The 23,295-nt window shown below is 36.9% G+C and carries 28 protein-coding genes and 1 pseudogene; 13 read left to right on the forward strand and 16 right to left on the reverse strand.

From position 1 onward, the window contains the following. Nucleotides 1-53: 53 nt before the first annotated feature. The 6 genes and pseudogenes from B3L86_RS03960 to B3L86_RS03985 all read right to left on the reverse strand — a co-directional run bounded on the left by B3L86_RS03960 (nt 54) and on the right by B3L86_RS03985 (nt 6,272). Complete coding sequence (locus tag B3L86_RS03960) at nt 54-596, reverse strand: hypothetical protein (protein ID WP_291115253.1); 543 nt, start codon at nt 594-596, stop codon at nt 54-56. After that, nucleotides 596-2,149, reverse strand: a complete 1,554-nt coding sequence (locus B3L86_RS03965; RefSeq protein WP_291115255.1) for an RHS repeat domain-containing protein — start codon at nt 2,147-2,149, stop codon at nt 596-598. The genes B3L86_RS03960 and B3L86_RS03965 overlap by 1 nt, the downstream gene beginning before the upstream one ends. Nucleotides 2,150-2,583: 434 nt before the next feature. Continuing rightward, nucleotides 2,584-2,736, reverse strand: coding sequence for a hypothetical protein (locus tag B3L86_RS03970; RefSeq protein WP_291115257.1), 153 nt, complete (start codon nt 2,734-2,736; stop codon nt 2,584-2,586). Continuing rightward, nucleotides 2,723-3,304 (reverse strand): annotated as a pseudogene (locus B3L86_RS03975) (zeta toxin family protein). Before B3L86_RS03975 ends, B3L86_RS03970 begins: the two are co-directional and overlap by 14 nt. Nucleotides 3,305-3,489: 185 nt before the next feature. After that, nucleotides 3,490-5,037: an AbgT family transporter gene (locus B3L86_RS03980; RefSeq protein WP_291115259.1), complete on the reverse strand. Its 1,548-nt coding sequence runs from the start codon at nt 5,035-5,037 to the stop codon at nt 3,490-3,492. Between the two features lie 401 nt (nt 5,038-5,438). Beyond that, complete coding sequence (locus B3L86_RS03985) at nt 5,439-6,272, reverse strand: universal stress protein (RefSeq protein WP_291115261.1); 834 nt, start codon at nt 6,270-6,272, stop codon at nt 5,439-5,441. Nucleotides 6,273-6,440: 168 nt separating this feature from the next. On the opposite strand from B3L86_RS03985, the gene mnmE reads away from it, so the two are divergent. The 3 genes from mnmE (at nt 6,441) to B3L86_RS04000 (ending at nt 9,774) form a co-directional block, all read left to right on the forward strand. Further along, nucleotides 6,441-7,841: a tRNA uridine-5-carboxymethylaminomethyl(34) synthesis GTPase MnmE gene (mnmE, locus tag B3L86_RS03990; protein ID WP_291115263.1), complete on the forward strand. Its 1,401-nt coding sequence runs from the start codon at nt 6,441-6,443 to the stop codon at nt 7,839-7,841. Nucleotides 7,842-8,072: 231 nt separating this feature from the next. Continuing rightward, nucleotides 8,073-8,645 carry a helix-turn-helix domain-containing protein gene (locus B3L86_RS03995; protein ID WP_291115265.1) on the forward strand — a complete coding sequence of 191 codons (573 nt, stop codon included), beginning with the start codon at nt 8,073-8,075 and terminating at the stop codon, nt 8,643-8,645. Then, entirely contained in the window at nt 8,632-9,774 is a 1,143-nt protein-coding gene (locus B3L86_RS04000; protein WP_291115267.1) for a tyrosine-type recombinase/integrase, read from the forward strand. Before B3L86_RS03995 ends, B3L86_RS04000 begins: the two co-directional genes overlap by 14 nt. A 7-nt stretch (nt 9,775-9,781) precedes the next feature. Here B3L86_RS04000 and B3L86_RS04005 read toward each other — a convergent pair whose 3' ends face one another. Both B3L86_RS04005 and B3L86_RS04010 read right to left on the reverse strand, forming a co-directional pair. Further along, nucleotides 9,782-10,129, reverse strand: a complete 348-nt coding sequence (locus B3L86_RS04005; protein WP_291115269.1) for a helix-turn-helix domain-containing protein — start codon at nt 10,127-10,129, stop codon at nt 9,782-9,784. Between the two features lie 382 nt (nt 10,130-10,511). Further along, entirely contained in the window at nt 10,512-10,694 is a 183-nt protein-coding gene (locus B3L86_RS04010) for a hypothetical protein (RefSeq protein ID WP_291115270.1), read from the reverse strand. Between the two features lie 16 nt (nt 10,695-10,710). On the opposite strand from B3L86_RS04010, the gene B3L86_RS04015 reads away from it, so the two are divergent. From B3L86_RS04015 to B3L86_RS04060, 10 genes are all read left to right on the forward strand, one after another. Next, the gene (locus B3L86_RS04015) at nt 10,711-11,103 is read left to right on the forward strand and encodes a single-stranded DNA-binding protein (RefSeq protein ID WP_291115272.1); all 393 of its coding nucleotides are present in this window, start codon (nt 10,711-10,713) and stop codon (nt 11,101-11,103) included. Nucleotides 11,104-11,137: 34 nt separating this feature from the next. Next, complete coding sequence (locus tag B3L86_RS04020; protein WP_291115274.1) at nt 11,138-12,211, forward strand: DUF932 domain-containing protein; 1,074 nt, start codon at nt 11,138-11,140, stop codon at nt 12,209-12,211. A 51-nt stretch (nt 12,212-12,262) separates the two neighbouring features. Then, a complete protein-coding gene (locus B3L86_RS04025) occupies nt 12,263-12,739 on the forward strand; it encodes a hypothetical protein (protein WP_291115276.1) in 477 nt (158 codons plus the stop codon). After that, nucleotides 12,736-12,945: a hypothetical protein gene (locus B3L86_RS04030; protein WP_290859407.1), complete on the forward strand. Its 210-nt coding sequence runs from the start codon at nt 12,736-12,738 to the stop codon at nt 12,943-12,945. Before B3L86_RS04025 ends, B3L86_RS04030 begins: the two co-directional genes overlap by 4 nt. Next, nucleotides 12,942-13,550: a PRTRC system protein E gene (locus B3L86_RS04035; protein WP_291115278.1), complete on the forward strand. Its 609-nt coding sequence runs from the start codon at nt 12,942-12,944 to the stop codon at nt 13,548-13,550. The genes B3L86_RS04030 and B3L86_RS04035 overlap by 4 nt, the downstream gene beginning before the upstream one ends. A gap of 18 nt (nt 13,551-13,568) precedes the next feature. Continuing rightward, the gene (locus B3L86_RS04040; protein ID WP_037438461.1) at nt 13,569-13,787 is read left to right on the forward strand and encodes a PRTRC system protein C; all 219 of its coding nucleotides are present in this window, start codon (nt 13,569-13,571) and stop codon (nt 13,785-13,787) included. 16 nt (nt 13,788-13,803) lie between these two features. Then, entirely contained in the window at nt 13,804-14,970 is a 1,167-nt protein-coding gene (locus B3L86_RS04045) for a hypothetical protein (RefSeq protein WP_291115290.1), read from the forward strand. Then, nucleotides 14,967-15,689, forward strand: coding sequence for a PRTRC system protein B (locus B3L86_RS04050; protein WP_291115292.1), 723 nt, complete (start codon nt 14,967-14,969; stop codon nt 15,687-15,689). Before B3L86_RS04045 ends, B3L86_RS04050 begins: the two co-directional genes overlap by 4 nt. Then, on the forward strand, nt 15,689-16,495 hold the full coding sequence (locus tag B3L86_RS04055; protein ID WP_291115294.1) for a PRTRC system ThiF family protein: 807 nt from the start codon (nt 15,689-15,691) through the stop codon (nt 16,493-16,495). The genes B3L86_RS04050 and B3L86_RS04055 overlap by 1 nt, the downstream gene beginning before the upstream one ends. Nucleotides 16,496-16,942: 447 nt before the next feature. Further along, a complete protein-coding gene (locus B3L86_RS04060; protein ID WP_291115297.1) occupies nt 16,943-17,557 on the forward strand; it encodes a hypothetical protein in 615 nt (204 codons plus the stop codon). A gap of 78 nt (nt 17,558-17,635) precedes the next feature. Here B3L86_RS04060 and B3L86_RS04065 read toward each other — a convergent pair whose 3' ends face one another. From B3L86_RS04065 to traJ, 8 genes are all read right to left on the reverse strand, one after another. Next, a complete protein-coding gene (locus tag B3L86_RS04065; protein ID WP_291115299.1) occupies nt 17,636-17,929 on the reverse strand; it encodes a molybdenum ABC transporter permease in 294 nt (97 codons plus the stop codon). Nucleotides 17,930-18,057: 128 nt separating this feature from the next. Beyond that, a complete protein-coding gene (locus B3L86_RS04070; RefSeq protein ID WP_291115301.1) occupies nt 18,058-18,516 on the reverse strand; it encodes a DUF3872 domain-containing protein in 459 nt (152 codons plus the stop codon). Nucleotides 18,517-18,524: 8 nt separating this feature from the next. After that, on the reverse strand, nt 18,525-19,061 hold the full coding sequence (locus tag B3L86_RS04075; protein WP_291115303.1) for a conjugal transfer protein TraO: 537 nt from the start codon (nt 19,059-19,061) through the stop codon (nt 18,525-18,527). A 45-nt stretch (nt 19,062-19,106) separates the two neighbouring features. After that, nucleotides 19,107-20,006, reverse strand: a complete 900-nt coding sequence (gene traN, locus B3L86_RS04080; protein ID WP_291115305.1) for a conjugative transposon protein TraN — start codon at nt 20,004-20,006, stop codon at nt 19,107-19,109. A 26-nt stretch (nt 20,007-20,032) separates the two neighbouring features. After that, on the reverse strand, nt 20,033-21,346 hold the full coding sequence (gene traM, locus B3L86_RS04085) for a conjugative transposon protein TraM (RefSeq protein WP_291115307.1): 1,314 nt from the start codon (nt 21,344-21,346) through the stop codon (nt 20,033-20,035). A gap of 10 nt (nt 21,347-21,356) precedes the next feature. Next, entirely contained in the window at nt 21,357-21,623 is a 267-nt protein-coding gene (locus B3L86_RS04090) for a TraL conjugative transposon family protein (RefSeq protein WP_290859433.1), read from the reverse strand. 6 nt (nt 21,624-21,629) lie between these two features. Then, the gene (gene traK / locus B3L86_RS04095; protein WP_290859435.1) at nt 21,630-22,253 is read right to left on the reverse strand and encodes a conjugative transposon protein TraK; all 624 of its coding nucleotides are present in this window, start codon (nt 22,251-22,253) and stop codon (nt 21,630-21,632) included. A 31-nt stretch (nt 22,254-22,284) separates the two neighbouring features. After that, entirely contained in the window at nt 22,285-23,292 is a 1,008-nt protein-coding gene (gene traJ / locus B3L86_RS04100) for a conjugative transposon protein TraJ (RefSeq protein WP_290859437.1), read from the reverse strand. Between the last annotated feature and the right edge of the window lie 3 nt (nt 23,293-23,295).

The raw sequence follows: 23,295 nt of genomic DNA on the forward strand, positions 1-23,295 counted from the left end.
AATCCCAAACTAATTTGACGTAGTATGGGATTTACATGAATAATAATATTTTTTTAGTTATCTACTGGGATTTCAATCGCTGGCGGCGGCGGCGGAAAACAATAATTTCTACCTTCATAGAAATAGATAAAGAACATTAAATCACTACCATAATTACTTTTATTAAAATCGTCAATTATTTTCTCAAAAAGTTGATTCAATTCATCTAAATTATCTTGTTTATTATAAGAAAGATCAACATTAAAATAACTTTTATTATCTTCTATTCTAGCACCAGCTTTCAAATTGTTCAAAACATTATCATAGGAAGACAATTCATGGTTATACAAAATTTTTGTATTAAAAAAACATACATTAGCATTTGTCTTTGAAGGTGCATTAAAAATGTCTAAATAATAGCAATCAATTTGCATTTTATTTTTAGTTTTTTTAATACTAATTACTTCGATTGCATCTGAAGGATAATCTCTCTTTTCATTTTGACTTAAAAATACTTTTATTTTACTTAATTCTGTTTCATATTTGGAGTTACAATTGATTAGAATTATATAAATTATTAATAAAAAAAAATATTTTAAAATTTTACCAGCTTTCATCACTTAATATATTTTAAATAATTTTTGTCTAATCTTAAGTATTTTGATGGTTCATAGTTAATTGCTGGTCGTCCTGCTGGTCTAACTTTATTGTATTTATCTTTAGTTATTTTTGGCATATATATCGAAATATCAGCATTTGGTGAATGTTTTAATCTACGTAAGGCATTCATACTATCATTGGGTGATGGATTAAAATCATTGGATGTTTCCCCCGAATGATTATGATAGTGGAACACTAAATTATTATCGTTAAAACCATCCAATACACCCTCAAATTTTATTGCTTGATCAGTCGAAGGTATCCACTTTCCATTTTTATTAAAACCACCTGTGTATCTACCCAATGCAACAATCATATTATCTTTGCTTCCATTACCTTGAAGAGTCCATTCAGCATCTGCATTCTGTGAAAAAAATTCAAATAACTTTAACAATTCAGCTTTAGAATTTGAAGTAGTATAAATTCCCGTTAAAATAGTATTTTTATCTGAGTGATGTTGGGCTTTTATATTATCTCTTTTAAGTAATAATCCTGATAAGATATTCGTATTGTTAATTTTAAGACCATTTTTTTTGTCTCCATTATAATCTTCTAATGAATAAATCATATCAAATTTGTCCTTAGTTTCTTTAGCTAATTTCACATTCCCTTCGGTGTCATAAGTATACTCATGCATACCATCTGGATCAATTATATTTATGGGATTTTGATAACAATACCTGTATGGTGTCCAACCAGGATCTTGCTCTGTCATTGGATCCACACTCAACCAAATACTAATCTTCGGATCATAATACCTCGCCCCGGCATAATACAAACCGGTCTCTTTATCCAACTCATGTCCCGTAAACTTCCAACGGTTTTCATAGTCAGCCGTTTGACTATGCTGTTCAGCCATCGTTTCACCGAAAGGTAAATTTAAGAAAAATTCGTAAGGTAATCCGTTAATGTCTGTTAAAAATGTACCGGTACCTAAATGATCTGGATGATAATAATAAATTTGGTCCTCCGCTCGAGCAACATAAGTACTTTCCGCCTCCGAAGCTGTCGTATCGTTGGACTCCGCTTCTTTCTCAGAATTCGGTATATAGTTTTTAAATCGCAGTTGGCCTTTTATACCACCTTGCTCCAAATAGATTTTCAAATCGGTTTGTTGTAGTAATTTATGCTCACTAACGCTACGCCCCTTAAGTTTCTCGAAACAAGAAGACCCACTGTCCTCCGGAAACAAAGAATCAGCATGATCTTGTCCAACACGGGCTGCAATACGTTGGCCTCCGGCATAATAATGTTTACTGTATACACCATCGGGGTCCACAACTAAAAACGCACTTGGATAGGAAGTGTAGTTCCCCATTTGTATCGAAGTGTCCACCAGTTGTCCGTTTTCATATAAAGCTTCCATCGACGAAGAAGCTTTCAATACACGTTGACCTCCGGCATCATAAATGTAATGATGAAGTTGTTTGTCGACAGCAACTCGCAAACGATCAGATTCGTCCCATAAGTAATACTTTTCAGAATTATTTTGATCATTCCTATAAGTCATATTTCCGTTTTGATCGTATTTAAAATACTCAAACTCATTGGTAGAATTATTATCTACTCGCTCTAGTATATGGGTTCCTTCATAATAGCTGTAATCATGAGCATACGAATTAGGTAAAAAGGAAGCTCCATTTTTAGAATGATCTTGAGTTTTATTGCTTATACCATGAGTAGAATTATAAGTAAGACGCCGCTGCCCATAAATCCTTTCGTGTGGACAAATAAATTAATAAAAACTACTCTTAATTTACCTTTCAATAAAAATAGTAAAAAATATAATAGTAATCTAGAACTGAAATTAGTTTAATGGCATCAAAATATTTTTATAATCCACACCAAAAGATTCGTTTGAATCGGAGGGTGAATTGTTTCGGTTTTTTATGTTTTGATTTCAAAATGCAATGATAAATAATCACTGTTGGGTGATGTGCTTTCTTACTCGGGTTTGATTTTTACAATTTTGTTGTCTTTAATTATCACAAGTTCAGTATTCTTCTGTTTTTTAAATTCAATTAATTTTTCATAAACTTTTTCAAGTCCGATTAGTATTTTATCTTTTAATTCTAATTGTTTTTCAACGGTTGTCATATGCTTTTAGTTTTTTAAATTTTAATTCATCAATAATATTTAGCTGACCATCAATTGTTTTTATCGCCAAAAGTTCGTGTTTCCCTTCTGAGTTGTCAAATATCAATGTTCCGTCAACAATTGGCAGATAAATTTCAAAAAGATTTTTTATTCCATTAAAATAACGTCTTTCAATGACTTCAGGTTCAATGTTATGTCCACCTTCTGAAACTCTAATCTTAACTCGTTCTTTTGCTAATTCCACATTTTACAACCAAAAAAATAACAACGTAATTGTATATCCTTTTTCACGAGCTGTTTTAATTTTGTTTTTGTAACTCCTTGTAGAGAGTGTTGTTTCAAAAGCAAAACTTTTATTTTCTTTAAGTAGTTCGTTAATTCTGTTCAACATTATTCGACCAGATTCAAATGCAACATTTTCAGGTTGAAAAGGTGATAAACCTTTCGCAATTTCGTCAGCATTTACAAACTCTTTACAGTTAATAATGTCAGGTAAAATTGTAAAAGAAGCGGTAGTTTTTCCTGCTCCATTACAACCTGCAATTATGTAAAGATTTTTTTCTCTCATATTGCAAATTTACGAAATAAATTTCAAGTATTTTTTTTCTGTGATTTTACTTTCAGCATTAGAATAGCCCTCATAAGAACTTACATGACTCCTATGGATACCATTTTAAGTTCCCCTCCTTATTTATACAAAAAAACCCTTACTTCAATTGAAATAAGGATCTTTCTATCATATAAAAAAGCTACTTACGGAGCAATATACTCATACGTTGACTGCAACCCTAAAGGAATTCCTAAAGCCCAATACGCCAAAAGGAATATCGTCCACGCAATCATAAACGCGATGGAATACGGAATCATCATGGAGACAAGCGTACCAATTCCCGTGTTCTTGACGTACTTCTGACAATAAACCACTACCAACGGGAAATACGGCATTAACGGCGTCACGATATTAGAAACCGAATCCCCTACACGATAGGACGCTTGCGTTAAATCGGGAGAGATACCCAATTGCATTAACATCGGTACCATAATCGGAGCAATTAACGCCCATTTTGCCGAAGCAGAACCAATAAACAAATTGACAAAAGCCGTCAATAAAATAATACCTACAATGGTAATTTCCGGTGCGAGTGCCATCGCTTTCAAAGCAGATGCTCCTTTTAAAGCCAATAAAGCTCCTAAATTGGATTTGGCAAACGCATCGATAAACAACGCACAGAAGAAAGCCATTACGATATAATAACTCATCCCACTCATGGATTTGGTCATGCTGTCAATAATGTCTTTTGATTTCTTGAACGTGCCTGACATCATACCATAAACCACACCCGGAACCAAGAAAATAATAAAGATTAAAGGAACAATAGAACGCATCAATGGAGCTGTAAAAACAGCAATCTCACCGGTCTCTGCTCGTAACGCAGAATCAGCAGGTGCGGCCCAAAAATACAAGCCTAGTAATAGCAATAACATGATACCACAAGACACCCAAAAGGCTTTTTTCTCTTTTGCGTCTAAGGAATCCATTTTGGGTTGTTCTTCTGAATTGACTTCAACGGTTACACTTCGCAATCTTGGGTCTACAATTTTTTCAGTAATGTACCAGCCCAAAAGCACAATCAACAAGGTGGAAGCTGACGTAAAAAACCAGTTGTTCAACGGGTTCAATTGAATGGCAGGATCAATAATTTGTGCTGCCGATTGTGTAAAACCTTGTAATAACGGGTCAATTCCTGACGGAATAAAGTTGGCACTAAAACCTCCTGAAACCCCCGCAAATGCAGCGGCTATTCCCGTTAAGGGATGACGGCCTGCAGCATAAAAAATAACACCGCCTAGTGGAATTACCAAAACATAGCCCGCATCCGTTGCCGTATGAGACACTATGGCAACTAAAATCAACATGGGAGTTAGTAAGGCTTTCGGTGTAAAGCTCAACATCGTTTTTAATCCGGCATTGATGAATCCGGCATGTTCGGCAACACCTACACCTAACATGGCAACTAACACGATGCCCAGCGGTGCAAAACTAGTGAATGTGGTGACCATATTGGCCAAAAAAGCCGCTAATGACCCACCGCTTAATAAATTGATAATGGTAATAGGTGCTTGTGATCTTGGGTCTATCTCTGCAAAAGATACCGTTGAAAAAAAGGCAGATAACACCCATATTAACAGCATTAAAACAAAAAATAAAATAGCAGGATCAGGGAGTTTGTTACCCTTCCGCTCAATAAAGTCAAGAGCCTTAGCTACAAAGCCCTTTTTGGTTTGTTGAATTTCTTCCATGGTTAGTTTAATTTGCAACTAATATACTATTTTCATAAGTACGATTGCAAATCATCACGGATTTATTACTAACAGAAAAAAGTAAACCCTATAAGTCATATAAGTTGCTACTATACTTTAAGAGGATAAACTTTGCCTCAACTAGTTTTGAACTTAACCTGTTGTGTAAGTATTGAAATCTCTAGTATCAACAGTTGCTTTGTCATTCCGACGAAGGAGGAATNNTTCCTCCTTCGTCGGAATGACAAAATCGATAGCGTTTTGTGATAGTAAGTAGGAATTAAATAATTCTAATTGCACCCAACGGGTTTTAAACTTATAGGACTTATAGGGTTTAAACAAACCCTTTTAAAACTTTTAAACTTTTTAAACCTTTTAAACCTTATTAAACTTTTAAACCCTTACTTCTCATGTATCGCCAAAATCGGTACTTTCACATGATACGCTAATTTCTGTGTCAAACTTTGGTTAAATAACTCTTCAAAGAAACCGCGTTTGTAGTTGAGCATGGCCAATAAATCCACATTATAGTCATTCGTAAAGTCGAGAATACTCTGTTTGACATTTTCATTTTCTATGATATGAAACACCACTTCATCGTCTTTAAACAGAAACTTCCAATCTTGAATCACCACATCCTTCACGTCTGATTTTGCTGTTTTGATATACAAACAGTGCACTTTTGCTTTGAAAGCTTGAGCGAGTTGTATCACTTGTTTGAGAGCTTTGATGTCTTTTTCTTTAAAACGAGTAGTAAAAACAATGTTCTTAATTTCGTTGAAAGCCGCTTCTTCGGGAACACCAATAACAATTGCCTCAGATTCGATGATTACGGTTCCGGTATTAGACCCTAAAAAGGTTTCTTTTAAACCACTGGCTCCTTTGGTACCCATCACCACATAATCTATGCGTTCTTCTTTAACAATTTTCTTGATGGCCCAAATCAAATCACCGTGTTTTAAAATGTGACTCATTTGTACGTGACCCAAATTATTCTCCTCGGCTATGCGTCGTAAAATCGGAATTTGGTCTTTTAGATTTTCAAAGTTTTCCAATTCAATAGAATCATATACTTCTTTTAAGGTACTTGGCAAGCCTCCCATATGCAATTGAGGCAACTCATAAACGTGCAATACAAACAACTCCCCTTTTGTTACTTCGGCCAATTTCAAAGCATAAACAAAAGCATTTAGTGAAGCTTTTGAAAAATCGGTTGGATATAATATTCGTGTCATGACTGGTGGTTTTTTAATTTCTAACGTAAAGTTACGCTTTATGATTCAAAAGCCGCATGATATTTATCAATTGTTATGTTAAATCGACCTGTAAATTGTTAAAACACCTCAAAAGCAACTGCTTCTTTAGAGCGAATAAAATTGTTACTTTTGTAAAAAAAAGAAAGCATGATTTTAAATGAAACCATTGTCGCATTAGCCACGCCATCCGGCTCGGGAGCCATCGCCATTATCCGACTGTCAGGTAAAGAGGCCATTGCGGTTGCGGCTTCCGTTTTTCAATCGGTTTCGGGAAAAGACATCACGAAACAAAAAACACATACGCTTCATTTAGGACACATTGTGGATGACAAAAAAGTAATCGACCAGGTGTTGCTTTCTATTTTCAAAAATCCAAATTCCTATACAGGTGAAGATGTGGTGGAAATCTCCTGTCACGGTTCCACTTTTATTCAACAACAAATCATACAACTGTTTTTACGAAAGAATTGTCGCTTGGCAAAACCCGGTGAGTTTACCTTACGAGCGTTTTTAAACGGCAAACTCGACCTATCCCAAGCGGAAGCGGTTGCCGATTTAATTGCTTCTGACAATGAAGCCTCCCATCAAATTGCCATGCAGCAAATGCGGGGTGGCTTCAGCAATGAGATTGCACAACTGCGTCAAGAACTATTGAACTTTGCTTCGTTGATTGAATTGGAATTGGACTTTGCCGAAGAAGACGTGGAGTTTGCAGACAGAACACAGTTCAACGAGTTGCTTACGCGTATAGCCTTTGTATTAAAACGACTGATTGATTCGTTTGCCGTGGGCAATGTGATAAAAAACGGTATTCCGATTGCGATTGTAGGCGAACCCAATGTAGGGAAGTCTACCCTATTGAATGCGTTATTGAACGAAGAGCGAGCCATTGTTTCCGACATTGCCGGCACCACTCGCGATACCATTGAAGATGAATTGGTGATTGACGGCATTGGTTTCCGATTCATCGATACGGCGGGTATTCGGGAGACTACGGACCATGTGGAAAGCATCGGGATTAAAAAGACGTTTGAGAAGATCGAACAGGCACAGGTGGTAATGTATTTGTTTGATAGTTTCAGGTTTCAGGTTTCAAGTGCAGAGTACCTGAGTGAAATTGAAAAGGTGAAGAACAAATACCCTTTAAAACCATTACTTGTTGTGATTAACAAAATTGATTTGTTAACCCAAGAAGAATTACTGCACATTCACCAACAACTTGAAACGTTAAACCTGAAACCTGAAACCATCTCAGCGAAACAAAACATCGGCATCGACGAACTCAAACAAACCCTCCTTTCTTTTGTGAACACCGGTGCGTTGCGAAATAACGAAACCATTGTTACCAATTCCCGTCACTACGACTCGCTTTTAAAAGCCCTGGAAGAAATCCAAAAAGTAAAATGGGGCTTGGAATCAGGAATCAGTTCTGATTTAATGGCGATTGACATCCGCGAAGCCTTGTATCACTTTGGTGAAATCACAGGCGAAGTGACCAATGATGAGCTGTTGGGGAATATTTTTGCTAATTTTTGTATTGGGAAATAGGAAAACAAAACATCACAAAACATCAACAAGTAAACGAGTTAATATATTGTTAATCAATATTTTAACTCGTTTTTATTTATATTTTTATTTGGATATTATGCGATATTTTGATTAAATTTGTACCTCATTTGTACCTCGAAATATCAGCCTGAAAAAAAGTAATTTTTTTGGCGAAATTATGGCACATATAGACACACATAGACACAGTGAGACACTTAAAGTCACATTTCTATGAGTACAAACATTAGGATTACAAGAATCTGTGAATTCTGTAAAAAAGAATTTACGGCAAAAACAACAAAGACCAGATATTGCTCCCACATCTGTAATAGAAGAGGGTACAAGGAACTGGCAAAACAAGTAAAGATTGCAACAAGCAACAAGCAAACAGAACTTATTAAGAATCCTGATCTTGAGAAAATAAGAATTCAGGAATTTCTTAATATAAATCAGGTAAGCCAATTGTTTGGAATAAGTCGCCGAACTGTTTACAGGATGATTTCACGAGGGGAACTTGATATTGCCAAATTTGGCACAAGAACTGTATTGAGAAGGTGTGACCTAGATGCTTTTTTTTCATTGCCAACAGCATTTGAAACAGAAAAATCGATACAGAAGTTTCCTGGAATAGAAAACTGTTATACCATTACTCAAATACAACAAAAGGTTAACATATCATCAGGGGCACTCTACACGCTTATACAAAGACAAGGAATCGCGAAATATTCGATTGGGAAATATACATATGTGGCAAAAAATGATATTGACATAATTTTTAATATAACTGAATATGGGGAAGAGTAATGTAACTTTAAGAAAAAAAACAATATCAAAAGATAGAATGTCCTTATATCTTGATTTTTATCCTCCAATCTTGAATCAAAAAACAAATAAGTTAACAAGAAGAGAATTCCTTAAGCTTTATATATTTGAAAAACCAAGAAGCCAAACTCAAAAAATTTCTAATATTGAAAATATCCGGGCAGCTGAATTGATTCAAATCAGAAGACAAAATGAAATTAATAAGGAAAACATATATTCCTCATTTGAACAAGAACAGCTTCAAATACAAGAAATCGGGAAAACTTCTTTCTTGAAATATTTTAGAAAACTTGCAGAAAAAAAGAATGATAATAATCTAAGTACTTGGAAATGCAGCATAACTCATTTTGAAAATTTTCTTGAGGGAAAGCATCTCCAATTCAAAGATGTTACCATTTCATTGGTGGAAGACTTCAGGGATTATCTTTTGAAAGCAAAAAGCCTTAGAAATATTGAAAAAACATTGTCCCCTAATACAGCATTATCTTATCATAACAAACTCAAAGCTACACTAAAAAAAGCATACAAAGAAGGAAAGTTAAGGACTGATATTAATGCAAGTGTAGATTCTATTAAAGAACAGGAATCACAACGTAACTTTTTGACTATTGAAGAGGCAAAAAAACTATTCAATACTGATTGCTCTAACGACATTGTGCGACGTATTTCTATTTTTTCGACCTTAACAGGCATGAGGTATTCGGATATAGCAAAACTGAAATGGTCAGAAATAGAGTATTTTGAAAACGACGGCTATTATATAAGGTTTAAACAAAAGAAAACCGAAAGATTGGCAACAATGCCAATCTCAGACGATGCCCGTAATATCTTGGGAAAACGCGGGGATGAAAGTCAAAATGTATTTTTTGGATTAAAAAAATGGGATGTGGATCGTGTCTTGCCAGTATGGATTACTAGAGCTGGCATTACTAAACATATTACATTCCATTGTTTTCGTCATACTTATGCTACTCTACAGATATCGTTAGGCACAGATATATTTACCATATCAAAAATGCTGGGACACAAAAATGTAAAAACAACACAGATTTATACAAAAATCATTGATGAGAAAAAACGCGAAGCAGCAAACAGGATTAATCTTAAATAAAGACAAGCTATCTGTCTTTATTTTTTCTAGTGGAGTTGAGTTTCAACTCCACTTCCTGTTGTATTTCTGCAATAGTTTTGATCCGTCCAGATTTTATCCAATCTAGTAACTCCGTTTTATAAAAATACAATCGTTTTCCTTGCTTATTAACAGGAATCTCATTCTTGCATACCTTGGTATATATTGTAGCTACAGAAAGATCTAACAGCTTTGAAGCACCTGATATAGTTAGGAGTTCCTCATCATCATTTCCTTTTAGTTGGCTTTTATTTTTCAATAATTTTTCAATCTTATCTAGCTTTTTATAAAGTTTTCCAACCATTTTTGGCAGATCCTCTAATGTAAATTGTTTCATTAAATCACTTTGAGTTAAAAAATTTTAAGTGCATCTGTGCCCCTATTTCCATAAATATCCCCTACTTGTCTATTCCAATATTCCTATTCCTTTACATTACAAATAATAACTAATCTACAAAACAATATCACTAGCTTAAATCCAATGTCTTTCAATGGATTTGTTTGGCATTTGATGTAAATTTTCCAAAAAAGGAAAATTTATCAAAATTCTCTTAGAAGATAGATACATTCTCCAATTACAATACCCTCCTTTCTTAAAAACAACTTTCTTCATCCACATCAGTTATACAAAATCAATAAATCTAATTGGAATAGAACTTTTTCCAATGCGAAACGGATAAAAAGGCAGCTAAGGTGTAATGGGCATCCTCCGCACCACCCTACCAAAAGACTACGGCATAAACGGTTTCCTCCCCAAAGGGTACCCCTCCAATTATTCCGTTTCCTTTTGGTTTTTGCAATTGCCCATACCCTATGAAGGCTTTCTTTTTTTCCGTTTTTTCTTTTGGAAAAAAGCTTTGCGGAGCAGGAAGAAAAGGAAATGTAACAGTATTATAAATCATTTAAACAAGAAAAACTATGAACATTACAGGAAGACTGACAAGGGATGCAGAAGTACGCACAACGTCACAAGAAAAACAAGTAGTAAACTTTTCAGTAGCGACAAACGACAACTACCGCAACAGACAAGGAGAACGTGTAGAGCAAACAACATATTTCGACTGCTCCTATTGGATAACCCCGAATGTAGCCAAACTACTTACAAAAGGCACTTTGGTAGAATTATCGGGACGAGTAAGTACAAGAGCATGGACAGGCAAAGACGGAGAGCCAAGGTCAAGACTGAATTTCCATACTTCGCAAATCAAACTGCACGGAGGTGGAAAGAGAGCAGAAACCGTACAGGTTACTACACAAACTGAAAGTAGCAAGGGAACACCAAAGGGAACAGAGGACGACCTCCCATTTTAACAACGAGTATTTAAACATTTAAAATCATTATATCATGGCACACAACATTAATTTCAACGAGAGAACAGGACGTTATTCATTCTTTAGCGTACAACAAAAAGCATGGCACGGTTTGGGGCAAATCGTGGAGCAATACCCAACAAGCGAAGAAGCTATCAAGCACGCAGGGTTAGATTACGAAGTCGTAAAATCCCCAATATTTACCAAAGGTTCGGGCATTATTGAAACAGCTAATGGCATCGAGATAGGCAGTAGCGAATTGGAAGTACCCAACTATTTCGCCAACATTCGCACCGATAACAATACAGTATTGGGAGTAGTCGGTAAGGATTACCACATTGTACAAAATCGTGAAGCCTTTAATTTCTTTGATGCCATTGTAGGCGGTGGTGAGGGTATTCTCTATGAAACCGCAGGAGCGTTAGGCAACGGAGAACGCATATTTATTACAGCCAAATTGCCCGATTATATCCGAGTTGGTAATGGGGATGATGTAACGGAAAAGTACATTTTCCTAACCACTTCGCACGATGGTAGCGGTAGTATCACAGCCGCGTTTACACCTGTTAGAATTGTTTGCCAAAATACGCTGAATGCTTCACTTCGCAATATGACCAATGTAGTCCGTATCAAACATACTTCGGGAGCAAAACAACGTATCGATAACGCTCACAAGATTATGGGACTTGCCAACACATTGAGCAACCAATTAGAGAACATTTTTAACGAGTGGGCAAAAGTGAAGGTATCAGACCGAGAGGTGAGAAAGCTAATACAGTTGGCACTTTGCCCAAATAAAGAAACGCTTGACCTCATCAAAAAAGGTGCAGAAGATGAAATCTCCACCGTGTTCAAAAATACGGTTGAGGATGCTTTTGCCTATGCGATGGTAAGCGACACTCAGCAAATGGACACTACCAAAGGCACATTATTCGGAGCGTATAATGCGGTTACAGGCTACTATCAGAACGTGAGAAATTACAAGAACGATGAAGCCAAGTTGCAATGTATTGTATTGGGTGGTACTGCCCAACTCAAATCACAGAAAGCATTTGAATTGTGTAGTGATTTTGCATTAGAAGGTGCAGAAATCCTAAATCTTAATTAAATAACCACAGGCTACCACTTTAAACGGTGGTAGCCTATAAAAATAAAAACTATGGCAAATTGGTGCAGTATTACGGTTGTTTTCGAGGGAAAACCCGAAGCAATCAAACAGATACAAGAGCTTTTCCAAACAATGAAGGAAAAGGAAGATAAGACCGAAGAAGGGCAACTGCCCGACTTTTCGAGCGATACCAACGGAGGGTATTTCTTCAATATTTATTGGAACGAGGGAGACGAGGGCGTATTTCAGTATGAAACAAAGTGGTCGCCCAATACAGAAGTGTTAAGAAACATAGCAGAAAAATATAAAGTGATTTTTATACAGGACTATGAGGAAATGGGAAACGGAGTATATGGCAGGGCAAGTTATCAAAATGGGATTTTGGACGATGTGTGTTTAAGCGATGAAGAACTGGAAACCTATTCTTTTGATGAAGAAACGGACACTTACCATTTCGAGGGGGAAACATACGATAGCAATTGTGAGATATTGGAAACGCTTTTAGAACGCAAACTATCATTCCTATGAAAATAACAGACTTGAACGGATGCTCCATTGAGGTAACGAACCTTAAAGAAGCTATTGAAATGGCAAGGCAATACAAAGAGTACCGCCACGAGGATAAAAGTTTCTCCGAGTTCGACAAACGACAAAAAGCCTATTGGGAGGATATGCACGAGAAACTCAAAGCAATAAAAAAGCAAGTAACAATAACTAAAATCGAAAAGCAATGAACACAAATTTTTTCAATCAAATACAGCAGTTGGACTTTACAGGAGTATTGCAACTGAACATTTCAAAAGGAATAGAAAGCAACCTAATTGTAACGGTTATGCTCAACAACGAACAATGCGGAGATAACGCCAAAAACGGTATTCCCCCATTGACATTTAACGCCACGCCCCAAGAATTTGACGAGGGATTTTTTGAGCAGATAACCAAACCTATACAAAAGGTATCGGGATTAATGGTAGATATGGAAAAATTCCTAAAACAATTGGAAGAAGTTAAAAAGCAATCCGCAATCGAAAAGGAAAAAACCGAGAAAGCCAAAAAGGAGAAAGAAGCCAAAGACAAGAAGTTTAAAGATGCAATCGCAAAGGTGGACGAGTTGGAGAAAGAGGGCAAATTCCGTGAAGCGTGGATAAAAGTTCCTGATATAACGGAGTTTCCCGAAAAAGCGGACGAGATACGCAAACGCAAAACATCATTGTCCGACAAGTTTGGAACACCGAGCCTTTTCGTGGCAATGGAAGAAGCAAAACCCGAACCGCAAAAAGAGGAAGAAGTTACTGCCGATTATCCCATTGATGAAGCGGACGAAGAAGAACAGTATTAACACTTAAAAACGAGCATTATGTTATTAGCAACCCAATTAGAGCGAGTATTCATACTCAAAGATAAAGGACAGGACATCAGATTGACCGACCCCGAACCACGTTGGAGCGTGGAAGCCGTAATGAATTTTTACGCCAATATGTACCCGATTTTGACCACTGCCAAAGTATCTGCACCGCAAATCAAAGATGATGCAGTAGAGTACAAATTTGAGAGCGTAATGGGAACGAAAGGTTAACCAAAATTATAAAACGATGAATTATGCAACGCAATATCATATCGGGAACAATCAGCATACCCGAACAGAAACGACAACAGCAGTTATACCGACAATTGAGCGAGTTCGCAAATTGGCTACAAAGACCAAAGGACACAAGCCAAGTGCAGAAAGACAAACAGAAATCCGTCCCCATAGCAATGCTACCAATGGTATTCTAAAATGTACGTTTCTACCAAAATTGAAAACAGCACAATCTGTACAGGCTTGTCAGAAAACGGAGAGTGATTTCTATAAGTCCCTTTCCAAACTTGGCGACCATTACAGTATTGAACCAATGCAGACCAAAAATTTTGAGTTTCCCTACAATATAGCATTGGCTATGTGGGATATGGAAGCCAAAATAAAACGCACCCATATCAATTGGGATAGTTTCAAATTGGTACAGGACAGTAAGAAAATCTACTTCAAAAGTGAGGAACGATACAGTACAGGTACAACCTTGTATTATATTCCTATTGTACCACTCTTTCAAATGCTCAAAGACCCCAAGCGTAAAAAGACCACACAGCTACTTATATCAGTATGCAGTTATCTGTACCATATCGCCCAAATTCCATATTACAGGCAGGAAGACAGTTATTTGTATTGGCTCTACGAAATGATGAACGATTGGGTGGAACAAGACGATGAAATAGACGAAACCGAAGCGTACAAAAGTGAGTTGAGAAATGCCGAATATTTAGGCGATAAAATTGAACAAAAGCTATTCAACCGTATTAATCTAAAGATATTTGAACAGCGTTTGAGCCGATTTAAAAGCCTTGATACATTCGACAGGGAATGTTGGCAAGTTGCTTGTAATGCCTTTGCACTTTATACGGAATATCCCACAGCAAGCATATTCAGAAACGCACCATTGCCTGAACAAGACCCCTATGATGATGATTACGAAAATGAAGTAATCGGAATGGAAAAGTACATTTCATTTGTCGCAGATACAAAAGGTTGGCTATATGAAAGCATTGCAGACAGCATCAACAATGAATTTAACGAATATGGAGCAATGGAAGAACCTACCATATCCAAGCGATTTGATGGAAGCGAAATACCAACAACCAACCTCGATTTTGAGAACCGTCTGTTTGATTTATTGAATGATTTGAGTGGATTATTATACGAATACAAAATAATAGAAAAATGAATAATACAACCGACATAACAGACCATTTTGGCACATTGTACCATCCAAAATCTGCTTTGGTTTTTTATGAAGCCAAAGGAACTGAAACCGATATGTATGTGGAGCATTTCGATATGGACAGCAACGGAACGCCTATCAATGCCCATCCATTAACCGTAAAGGAAGCTAATGTTTTGGCAAAAGCTTTACAGACCGATGAAGAAAAGAACCCAGCCTTTTTAAAACCAAAAGGAATCTTACCGACAAACATTCTGCATCTCAATCCGAATGTTGAAAAAGGTACAGTATTATGGTACACCAAAGCACAGAAAAGGCAACTGTATTTTGTGGATAGTTTGGGCATACCCAGCGGAATGGCACAAGTACCGCCAATGCTTTGGTTTGCCAATAAAAATAGCCTTTCGGTATTTGCTTTGGCAAACGACAGAAGACCAACCGAGAAAACGCCATTGCATTACGTACCCTTTTTCAATATCTACGAAAAGGGCAATGTATGTATGGGTACGGTAAGTATTGACATTAAAAATTCGGCTTCGGTTGAGGAATTTATGCAAGCGTGGGAACATTATTTTTTCAATTCCTATTTCAGCCATTCATTATGCGAAAACTTGACGAAAAAAAACATTGTAAACCTTTGGAAAGACCTAGTCAATACAGACAAACCCTTTCCTAAAGAGGTATTGAAAAAGAATAATAAAACCCTTAAAAATTTATTGTGATGAATACAGAAAAAACCGCAGTCCATTTTACAGACGATTATCTGCTCAATCCAACCAATCCGATTTCGGTAAACCTTATCGGAGCAGGTGGCACAGGCTCAAAAGTATTGACCGCTTTAATAGAAATAAACGAAAGTTTGATTGCGTTGGGACACGCAGGGTTACAAGTCCGCCTTTGGGATGATGATGTTATCACATGTGCCAATTTAGGCAGACAGCGTTTTGCAGAAAGTGAAACAGGATTGTACAAATCCGTTGCTTTAATCAATCGTTGCAACCGTTGGGCAGGTACAAATTGGAAAGCCGAAACGGTAAAATTTGAAAAAGACAATTTTGGAAGACCACCCGAAAAAGCAAGAGCAATCATTACCATTACTTGTGTGGACAATGTACAGGCGAGGTTTGGCGTTGCTGAAATTCTTAAAGAAGTAAGTTACCGCAGACACTACCAAGACGAGCCAAAATATTGGTTGGACTTTGGCAACAGCCAACATACAGGACAAGTGCTACTATCTACTATCAGAGAGGTAAAGCAATCCAATTCAGAAAAATACAAAACGGTGGCAAGCCTGCCATTTGTTACTGATGAATTTGGCGAATTACTGAAGCAATCCGAGCAAGAGGACAACACGCCAAGTTGCTCACTTGCCGAAGCGTTGGAACATCAAGATTTATTTATCAATTCATCACTTACACAAATGGGTTGCTCTTTGTTATGGAACTTGTTCCGCAGGGGAATGACCGAATACAAAGGATTTTTTCATAATCTGAAAGACTTCCGTACCCACCCGATTAAAGTTGCCTAAAAGCCAAAATCGGCGGGCAAAAATGCAATTCCTCGCTACGGTCGGAAACGCATTTTTGCATTTAAAATTGGTGCAATCCCTTTGTCAAAATGCACCTCACATTTTATCAAACAGGTTGCGGCATTATTTGTGGGATATTCATTATCCCATTATTTGTTTTTGCAACAACTTCTTTTCTTTTCACATTTGCGACCAAAGAAAAGAAGCAAAAGAACGTCGCTATTTACTAATCCATCTTTATTACAAAACCAAAAATGTGTATTTTTGATACAACATTATCTTTTTAAAAGATGACGTTCCCAGAACAATAAAGACCTAATTACAGAATAAACTTATTTCAAATAAATTATGAAAATCAAAAAAATACAGAACCACAACTTGTTTGCCTACAGGAGATTACGAAGGGCTATCGGGTATCTAGGCATTTTTCTTCCGATAATTCTTGTTATGTTATCTCTTTTCAAATTTTTTGATACAGAAATTCAGGAGTCAATAAGCCATTATTATTTTACTAACTTAAGGGAAATATTTACCAGCACGTTATGTGCCGTAGCCTTTTTTCTGATATGCTACAAAGGGAATGGAAATAAATCCATTTGGAAAAACGACAATTTACTTACTAATATCGCTGGGTTTATGGCATTGGGTGTTGCATTTATCCCCACCTCTCCATTGGAAGGAGCCTGCATGAAATGTACTTTTATTAACTTTGGTTTAGAATGGTTACATTATGTATTTGCAGCTGTACTCTTTCTCATCTTCTCAGTATTATCAATCAACGTGTTTACTATTGGTCAACAACCCAATAGAAATATTCCTGTAAGCATTTTTAATGAAAATCACATCTACAGATTTTGCGGATATTCCATATTGCTTTTCATTGTTTTGATTCCTTTTTCATTGTTTAAGTATTCGACCCTTGTCTTTGAAGCACTATCGCTTTTTATGTTTGGAATATCCTGGTTGGTAAAAGGACGGGCATTGGGTGATCAGGGTATAATCGGAGAGAAATTATACAGGGAACACAACACTTGTAATACAGTAGAAATGATTGAGGAATAATCTTAAGTGGGTGAATTTTTCTCGATGAAGCACCATAAGAGTTTTTATATCTTTTGTAGGCAGAAGTAAATCTATAGATTAGTTCTCTTTTTTCTCTGGAATATGTATTTCAGTTGTAAAATTTTTAGTTGTATTTTCCTTTTTCAGCCTTGAGTGACCCCATATAAAAAATATACCAGCGAGGATTAAAATATAAGCCAGTAGTTTTCCAAGCCGTTCAAAAAAACGAATAAGCACTAATTTCTCATAACTTGAAAAACCTTCCCCTCCTGCGAAATTAGTCCTGTAAAAACGTCTTCTGTTAATCCAGTATCTCAAACCAAATCCAAATAAGAGGGATAAAATTCCCATTACCAATAAAGTGTAATCCATATCTGTGCTGTTTAAAGATTAAATAGAAGAAATCGTCTTGTATGTAAATTTATATAATACCGGGAATAAGACCAATATTAAAGCCAGCCCAATTTAGGCTGGCTTTGGTAATAAATCTTTGAATTCTCTTAATTACTACTGTTGTTAAACTGAAAACTTATCTTCTTTTCATTTCCAAAATTGTCCGAGATCCATACATCAAATGATTCTGATTCATTTGAATGTGAAGTATAATATAATCGGAACTGCTCTGCCGGCAACGGGTATAGATCGTTAGGCAGATAAGGAAAGCTGTTGTATAGACGTAAGGTTCCTTGTCCGTCAAACTGAAAGTACCTGATAAAATAATTTGTACCCTCATAATTGCCGTTTCTCACTATAGTAAAACGTATCTCTACTGTCTGTCCGTTAGCTACTTGGTTGGGAACGGGCATCACATTCACTTCGAAAGGGAAATCCGATTGAATGTCCAAATCGTTATCACACGAAATAAAGAGGCTGGCTCCAATAATCAGGCTTAAAACCACCAATACCGATTTAAGTTTCCCTGAAAAATGTTCTCTATTTAAACTGATTAACTGTTTCATATTTTTTTTTATAAGTTATATCTTAATCCTAATCCGGCGGACGGACGGAATTGTTCCAATGAAGTGCCCCAAAGTATTTTTGCCCTTCCCTGAACGAGAAAAACAAAACGGTCAGATAAATAGGTCTCCAACGAAAGATGTACCCCTCCTCCATAAATAAAACCCTCTTCACTGCGTATTTTCGCTCCGTCATACAATATGACTTTTCCACGGTTAACCGTTTCATAACCGGCAACAGCCGTCACACCTGCATTCAGAGCAATATTCCTTCTAGTATCTCCCAACAAATAAAAACTGTATCCACCTTCAGCCGTATAAGTTTCTAAGGGAATGTCAATATCTCTGTATTTATAATATTCATGGGTGTATTCAAATACCCATAACTCATAATTACCATTTTTGCCATTGACGGTCATTCCTATTTTCAGGTAATACTCTTGAAAAGATTCCTTACCGGATAAGATTCCAGCTCCGATTTCAATTCCTTTTTGCTTAGGCAGCATTCGTTGTGCATGGGTAAAGCCGATGCTCATTAAAACGAGCATTACTGTACAGATATATTTTTTCATTTTACTGTTTTTAATGGGTTACTAAAATTTTAAATGTAAATCCTTAATCAGTTGGGATTTTACCAAATCGGAGTTCTCAATTTTCAGTATCTGGTGTCTGCCACCATTCTTCTCAAAAATTTCGATTAATAAGACCTTATCGTCGGCAATGGTAAACTGGTCTAACAGGAACACATTTTGTTCAATTGTTTTTCCTCCAATCTCATCCAGTGGTCTGTAAATACGAAGTGGTATCATTGGTCTTTCCTGAACTACGGTACGCTTAGCTACCTTTTTGTCCACCACTTTGAAATTGATAAAATCAATTTGGAAAGGCACATTTGTACGGTTTCTGAATTCAGTATGAAAATAGTATTTACCGTTGTGGATGTAAATTCCTTTTAGAATAAACTGAATTCCGAAATTTTTAGCCCCAATATGCTTTACAATACGTTTGTCTTTTTTGTAGATAGTTTCCAGTAACAAATTTGCCAACGAAGGAGAATCTATTCCCAATTCTTCAAACAGAGCTTCGTTTTCCATACTTCTGTTTACGGATTTGCGGATCTTTAGCAGATCAATATTCAGTATCTCAGGACAAGCGGCATAAAGCACATTGAAATTGTAGAAATGTCCATCATCAGTAATCACCGAAAAGTTCGTTTCTTCCTTAAAATCTTTAAGTGCAGCTTTGACACGCAATACATTTTCCGCATCCTCAGCCTTTCCTGCAATTAAGTTCCCACTACCTAAATCCACATAACGGATAGCCGCCGGAAAAATAAGATGGGAAGTCTTGTCATAAGTTACTTCCATATTGAAAGGTTCGATTCTACCTAAAGGAAGTGTTGTATTCTTTGATAAATTTTCCTGTGCATTAGACAGGGTTACATAACCAACAAATAAGGCTAAAGCCAATACGTTTTTTAAAATCTGTTTCATCTTTCTGAGTTTTTATATAATTACTATTATTTTTTAGGTACCAAAAAAAGCTGGTGACCTGCTTTGAGTGTTATCTTGGGGGTATTCATTTTTTTGGAAAAATAACCGGAAGTTCCCTGTACTAGTCCTTTGCTTAAATCTGCTGTCAGTTGCTGACCCGGAGATGAAGTCAACATTATATTCGTTCCGGTAGAGTTTCCCATTCCTGAAGCAATTTCTTTTAAAGCGTTCATCTCAGGAGCATAAGGAACATATAACCCCTGCTGTCCATCCAGATCATAGGCTATAATATCTACAGGAAGAATAGAACCTTCCAATTCCATCGAAGTTACTTGTAACATTAACCTACCATTGTTCATTTTTACCGATGCAGTAGTTAATAATGTCCCTATTGGAATAATCCTGTTTCCAACACGTGCCGATTCCAATAAACGAAGACGGACACTACTGCCTATAGAAACGGTTTGCATGTCATGCACACAGGCACGTATGCTGTTTTTAGGAGCAGAAGGTTCTAAAACGCTTCCCACAGTATGGAAATTTCGATTACGCTGCTGACTCCAGTCGTCCAGAAATTCTGCATTTGTCGGTTCTCGATACAGAGAAGATATCGGTTGCTTTTTAACAGAAAAGACCGGTTCTATAGGTTCTCTCCGAGTATTTCCTTGAGCACTTGTTTTAGATTTAATTGTATCGCCTGTCTGTGGAAAATACTTGGCGGCCATTTCATATGACTTCTCCATTAATATTAACTGGTTTTCCATCGGATTTTGCGGACTTTCTTTTTGTGCCAGTTGCCCTTTCAATTCTTCCAGTTCCTTGCGTAAAGCATCGGTTTCACGATTTCCTTCGTAAAATGTTCCCAAAGTGTTTTGCATATTACGGTAGCTGTTCAGAGCTGCATTAGTTTTGCTCTGTGGTTTTCCGTAAGAATTGACAACAGCTTCTTCTTCCAGTTGTTCAATATCAGGTTGCTCCATTTCAGTACTGTCCGTATTCCAATAATCAGATAAAGCCATCAGTGTAGCTTTTTTTTCCCTTTCTTTTTGTTCCATCATTTCCTGCTCGTAAGCCTTTTGCTTGTCTGCCTGCAGTCCTGCATCAGTAGCCTGTGGAACAGCATCATTAATTCCTACATCTTCAGGCAGCTTTTTATTAGGCTCTGGAGCGAAAATCATATACAAACATCCTAAAAAGACTATTATCATTAACCCGAAAATCATCGGTTTCTTGAACCGTTCAATCCTGCCGGATGAAATATTCTGCGGGTTATCGGAGTCCGTTTTTCGGTTTCCTTCTGTTACCAGAATATCTGGTCTCTTTTTTTCGTTTTCTTTCATATTATCATTTTTATTGGTTATTATTAAACTTTTGTACGCTGTCTGCTTTGGGTATATTCATCTTTTTGATAGCTGGAATCTGAATATGCCTGATTTCCATATTTTTATCTTGCTTTGTGAATTCAGACCATTCACTTGCAACAGTGATAATCCCCAGCAATACATATAGTCCCAAAGCAATTAATATGGCTTTTTTTCTCTGTTGGGGAGAAAGGTTTTCACACCATTCTTCTATCCGCTTATTCAACGCATCTAAATAGTCTAAAATCTTTTTCATAATCTTTTATCGTTGAATGACCTGTATATCCTTGTTTTCCAATACACCGAATTTTTCAATGGTAAATCCCTGCGGGTTGTTATCCGAACGCACCGAGTTAACCAAAAGGCAGGAAGTAATAAGACTTCTCTGGGTTACATTACTAGAACGGATGATAAACTGCTTGGCAAATGTTTTTACCAAATATGGATATTGGTTAAAATCACATTGGATGCTGTCCACCTCAATACGTTGCTGTACGTTACCGCTTATGATGCGATTGTAATAGCCCTTTTCGGATAAGTCCTTATAGTAATCAAAAGCACTTTTATCAGCCAGGTAAAAAGCCCGTTTCATATTACTTTCAATTGCCTGCTTATCCGGTGCTAAAGTGAAAAACAACTCGTGAAAGCGACGGATATGCTCACGGGCTTCTACCGGCTTGTTGATCGAGGCATCCTGAGAAAGTGCCACCATAAGGGATTTCCCATTATCCAGCACATAAATTTTTTGTCTTTGTTTTTCGGCAAACTGATACGAATTCCATACGGTATAACCGGAAATGCCAATGCACAGCAAAGCAAAAACAAGGGCAAAAAGCCTGATTTGTCTAAAACTATTTTCTATGTTCCTTAAAATTTTAAATTCCATTTTTCATTTATTTTAAATTGGTTAATACGCGTTATTTTTTCAAAAGCTGTCCGCTGATATTGCCTGCCACTGACCCTGTACCAGCACCTGCAAGATTTCCTGCTTTTTGAGCCGATTGGTTCACGTTGCGGTTATAATTACCCATACCTCCGGCCTGAATAACCCAACCTGTTACAGTCGGTATCGTGAAGTAGCCAATAATTCCAATAATCATGAAAATAATATACACGGTGTTCGAGGTATCGGGAATAAATGCCGGATCTGACAAGCTCTCAATATCATTTTCCAGAATGAGTGATTGTATCTTGGCTAGCATAGAACTGAACAGGTCAGCTACCGGAAGCCATAAATACACACTAATGTATCGGGTGAGCCACTGGGTAAGCGTGGATTGAAAGCCATCCCATACCGAGATTGCAAAGGCAATCGGCCCCAAAATGGACAGGACTATCAGAAAGAATGTCCGTATTGTATCTATGACGAGTGCTGCTGCCTGAAAAAGTACCTCCAGTAATTCCCTAAAAGAATCTCGGACACTTTTTTCCATATTATACATTGTCCTCTCGATATACATTCCCGACATCGTTGCAAGGTCTGAAGGCGACCAGCCCAATTCTTCAAGTTTTTTGTCAAATTCCTCGTTTGATACGAGATAAGCTGTTTCAGGATTACGGAGCATGGCTTCCCTTTCTAATTGGTCTTTCTGTTGTTGCAATGCATGCAGGTCAAGCACCTGACCCTCCAATATATTATGCGTACCGGTTACTACAGGGCTCAATACAGCATTAATAGTTCCCAATACAATGGTAGGAAAGAACATAATGCACAAGCCCAAAGCAAAAGGTCTTAAAAGCGGATATACATCAATCGGTTCCGCACGGCTGAGTGCCTGCCAGACTTTAAGAGCAATATAAAACAAGGCACCTAATCCCGCAACACCCTTCGCTACAACAGCCATCTCCGCTGAAAGCGGAAGCATTTCGTCATATAATGAGCGTAATACCTCATGAAGATTGTTAAATTCGACAGCTAAAATCATACT

This window comes from Flavobacterium sp. UBA6135 (assembly GCF_002428305.1).
Taxonomy (GTDB): Bacteria; Bacteroidota; Bacteroidia; order Flavobacteriales; family Flavobacteriaceae; genus Flavobacterium.

Bases quoted from the DNA above. Each gene is read 5' to 3' on its own strand.
- B3L86_RS04070 (WP_291115301.1), bottom strand. From the start codon at position 18,516: ATGAAACAGTTAATCAGTTTAAATAGAGAACATTTTTCAGGGAAACTT.
- B3L86_RS04035 (WP_291115278.1), top strand. From the start codon at position 12,942: ATGAACACAAATTTTTTCAATCAAATACAGCAGTTGGACTTTACAGGA.
- B3L86_RS04065 (WP_291115299.1), bottom strand. From the start codon at position 17,929: ATGGATTACACTTTATTGGTAATGGGAATTTTATCCCTCTTATTTGGA.
- B3L86_RS03965 (WP_291115255.1), bottom strand. From the start codon at position 2,149: ATGACTTATAGGAATGATCAAAATAATTCTGAAAAGTATTACTTATGG.
- traJ (WP_290859437.1), bottom strand. From the start codon at position 23,292: ATGATTTTAGCTGTCGAATTTAACAATCTTCATGAGGTATTACGCTCA.
- traN (WP_291115305.1), bottom strand. From the start codon at position 20,006: ATGAAACAGATTTTAAAAAACGTATTGGCTTTAGCCTTATTTGTTGGT.
- B3L86_RS04045 (WP_291115290.1), top strand. From the start codon at position 13,804: ATGAATTATGCAACGCAATATCATATCGGGAACAATCAGCATACCCGA.
- traK (WP_290859435.1), bottom strand. From the start codon at position 22,253: ATGGAATTTAAAATTTTAAGGAACATAGAAAATAGTTTTAGACAAATC.
- B3L86_RS03970 (WP_291115257.1), bottom strand. From the start codon at position 2,736: ATGACAACCGTTGAAAAACAATTAGAATTAAAAGATAAAATACTAATC.
- B3L86_RS04050 (WP_291115292.1), top strand. From the start codon at position 14,967: ATGAATAATACAACCGACATAACAGACCATTTTGGCACATTGTACCAT.
- B3L86_RS04060 (WP_291115297.1), top strand. From the start codon at position 16,943: ATGTTATCTCTTTTCAAATTTTTTGATACAGAAATTCAGGAGTCAATA.
- B3L86_RS04000 (WP_291115267.1), top strand. From the start codon at position 8,632: ATGGGGAAGAGTAATGTAACTTTAAGAAAAAAAACAATATCAAAAGAT.
- B3L86_RS04075 (WP_291115303.1), bottom strand. From the start codon at position 19,061: ATGCTCGTTTTAATGAGCATCGGCTTTACCCATGCACAACGAATGCTG.
- B3L86_RS04005 (WP_291115269.1), bottom strand. From the start codon at position 10,129: ATGAAACAATTTACATTAGAGGATCTGCCAAAAATGGTTGGAAAACTT.
- B3L86_RS04010 (WP_291115270.1), bottom strand. From the start codon at position 10,694: ATGATTTATAATACTGTTACATTTCCTTTTCTTCCTGCTCCGCAAAGC.
- B3L86_RS04040 (WP_037438461.1), top strand. From the start codon at position 13,569: ATGTTATTAGCAACCCAATTAGAGCGAGTATTCATACTCAAAGATAAA.
- B3L86_RS04020 (WP_291115274.1), top strand. From the start codon at position 11,138: ATGGCACACAACATTAATTTCAACGAGAGAACAGGACGTTATTCATTC.
- B3L86_RS03985 (WP_291115261.1), bottom strand. From the start codon at position 6,272: ATGACACGAATATTATATCCAACCGATTTTTCAAAAGCTTCACTAAAT.
- B3L86_RS03960 (WP_291115253.1), bottom strand. From the start codon at position 596: ATGAAAGCTGGTAAAATTTTAAAATATTTTTTTTTATTAATAATTTAT.
- B3L86_RS04030 (WP_290859407.1), top strand. From the start codon at position 12,736: ATGAAAATAACAGACTTGAACGGATGCTCCATTGAGGTAACGAACCTT.
- B3L86_RS03995 (WP_291115265.1), top strand. From the start codon at position 8,073: ATGAGTACAAACATTAGGATTACAAGAATCTGTGAATTCTGTAAAAAA.
- B3L86_RS04055 (WP_291115294.1), top strand. From the start codon at position 15,689: ATGAATACAGAAAAAACCGCAGTCCATTTTACAGACGATTATCTGCTC.
- B3L86_RS04090 (WP_290859433.1), bottom strand. From the start codon at position 21,623: ATGAAAAAGATTTTAGACTATTTAGATGCGTTGAATAAGCGGATAGAA.
- B3L86_RS03980 (WP_291115259.1), bottom strand. From the start codon at position 5,037: ATGGAAGAAATTCAACAAACCAAAAAGGGCTTTGTAGCTAAGGCTCTT.
- mnmE (WP_291115263.1), top strand. From the start codon at position 6,441: ATGATTTTAAATGAAACCATTGTCGCATTAGCCACGCCATCCGGCTCG.
- B3L86_RS04025 (WP_291115276.1), top strand. From the start codon at position 12,263: ATGGCAAATTGGTGCAGTATTACGGTTGTTTTCGAGGGAAAACCCGAA.
- traM (WP_291115307.1), bottom strand. From the start codon at position 21,346: ATGAAAGAAAACGAAAAAAAGAGACCAGATATTCTGGTAACAGAAGGA.
- B3L86_RS04015 (WP_291115272.1), top strand. From the start codon at position 10,711: ATGAACATTACAGGAAGACTGACAAGGGATGCAGAAGTACGCACAACG.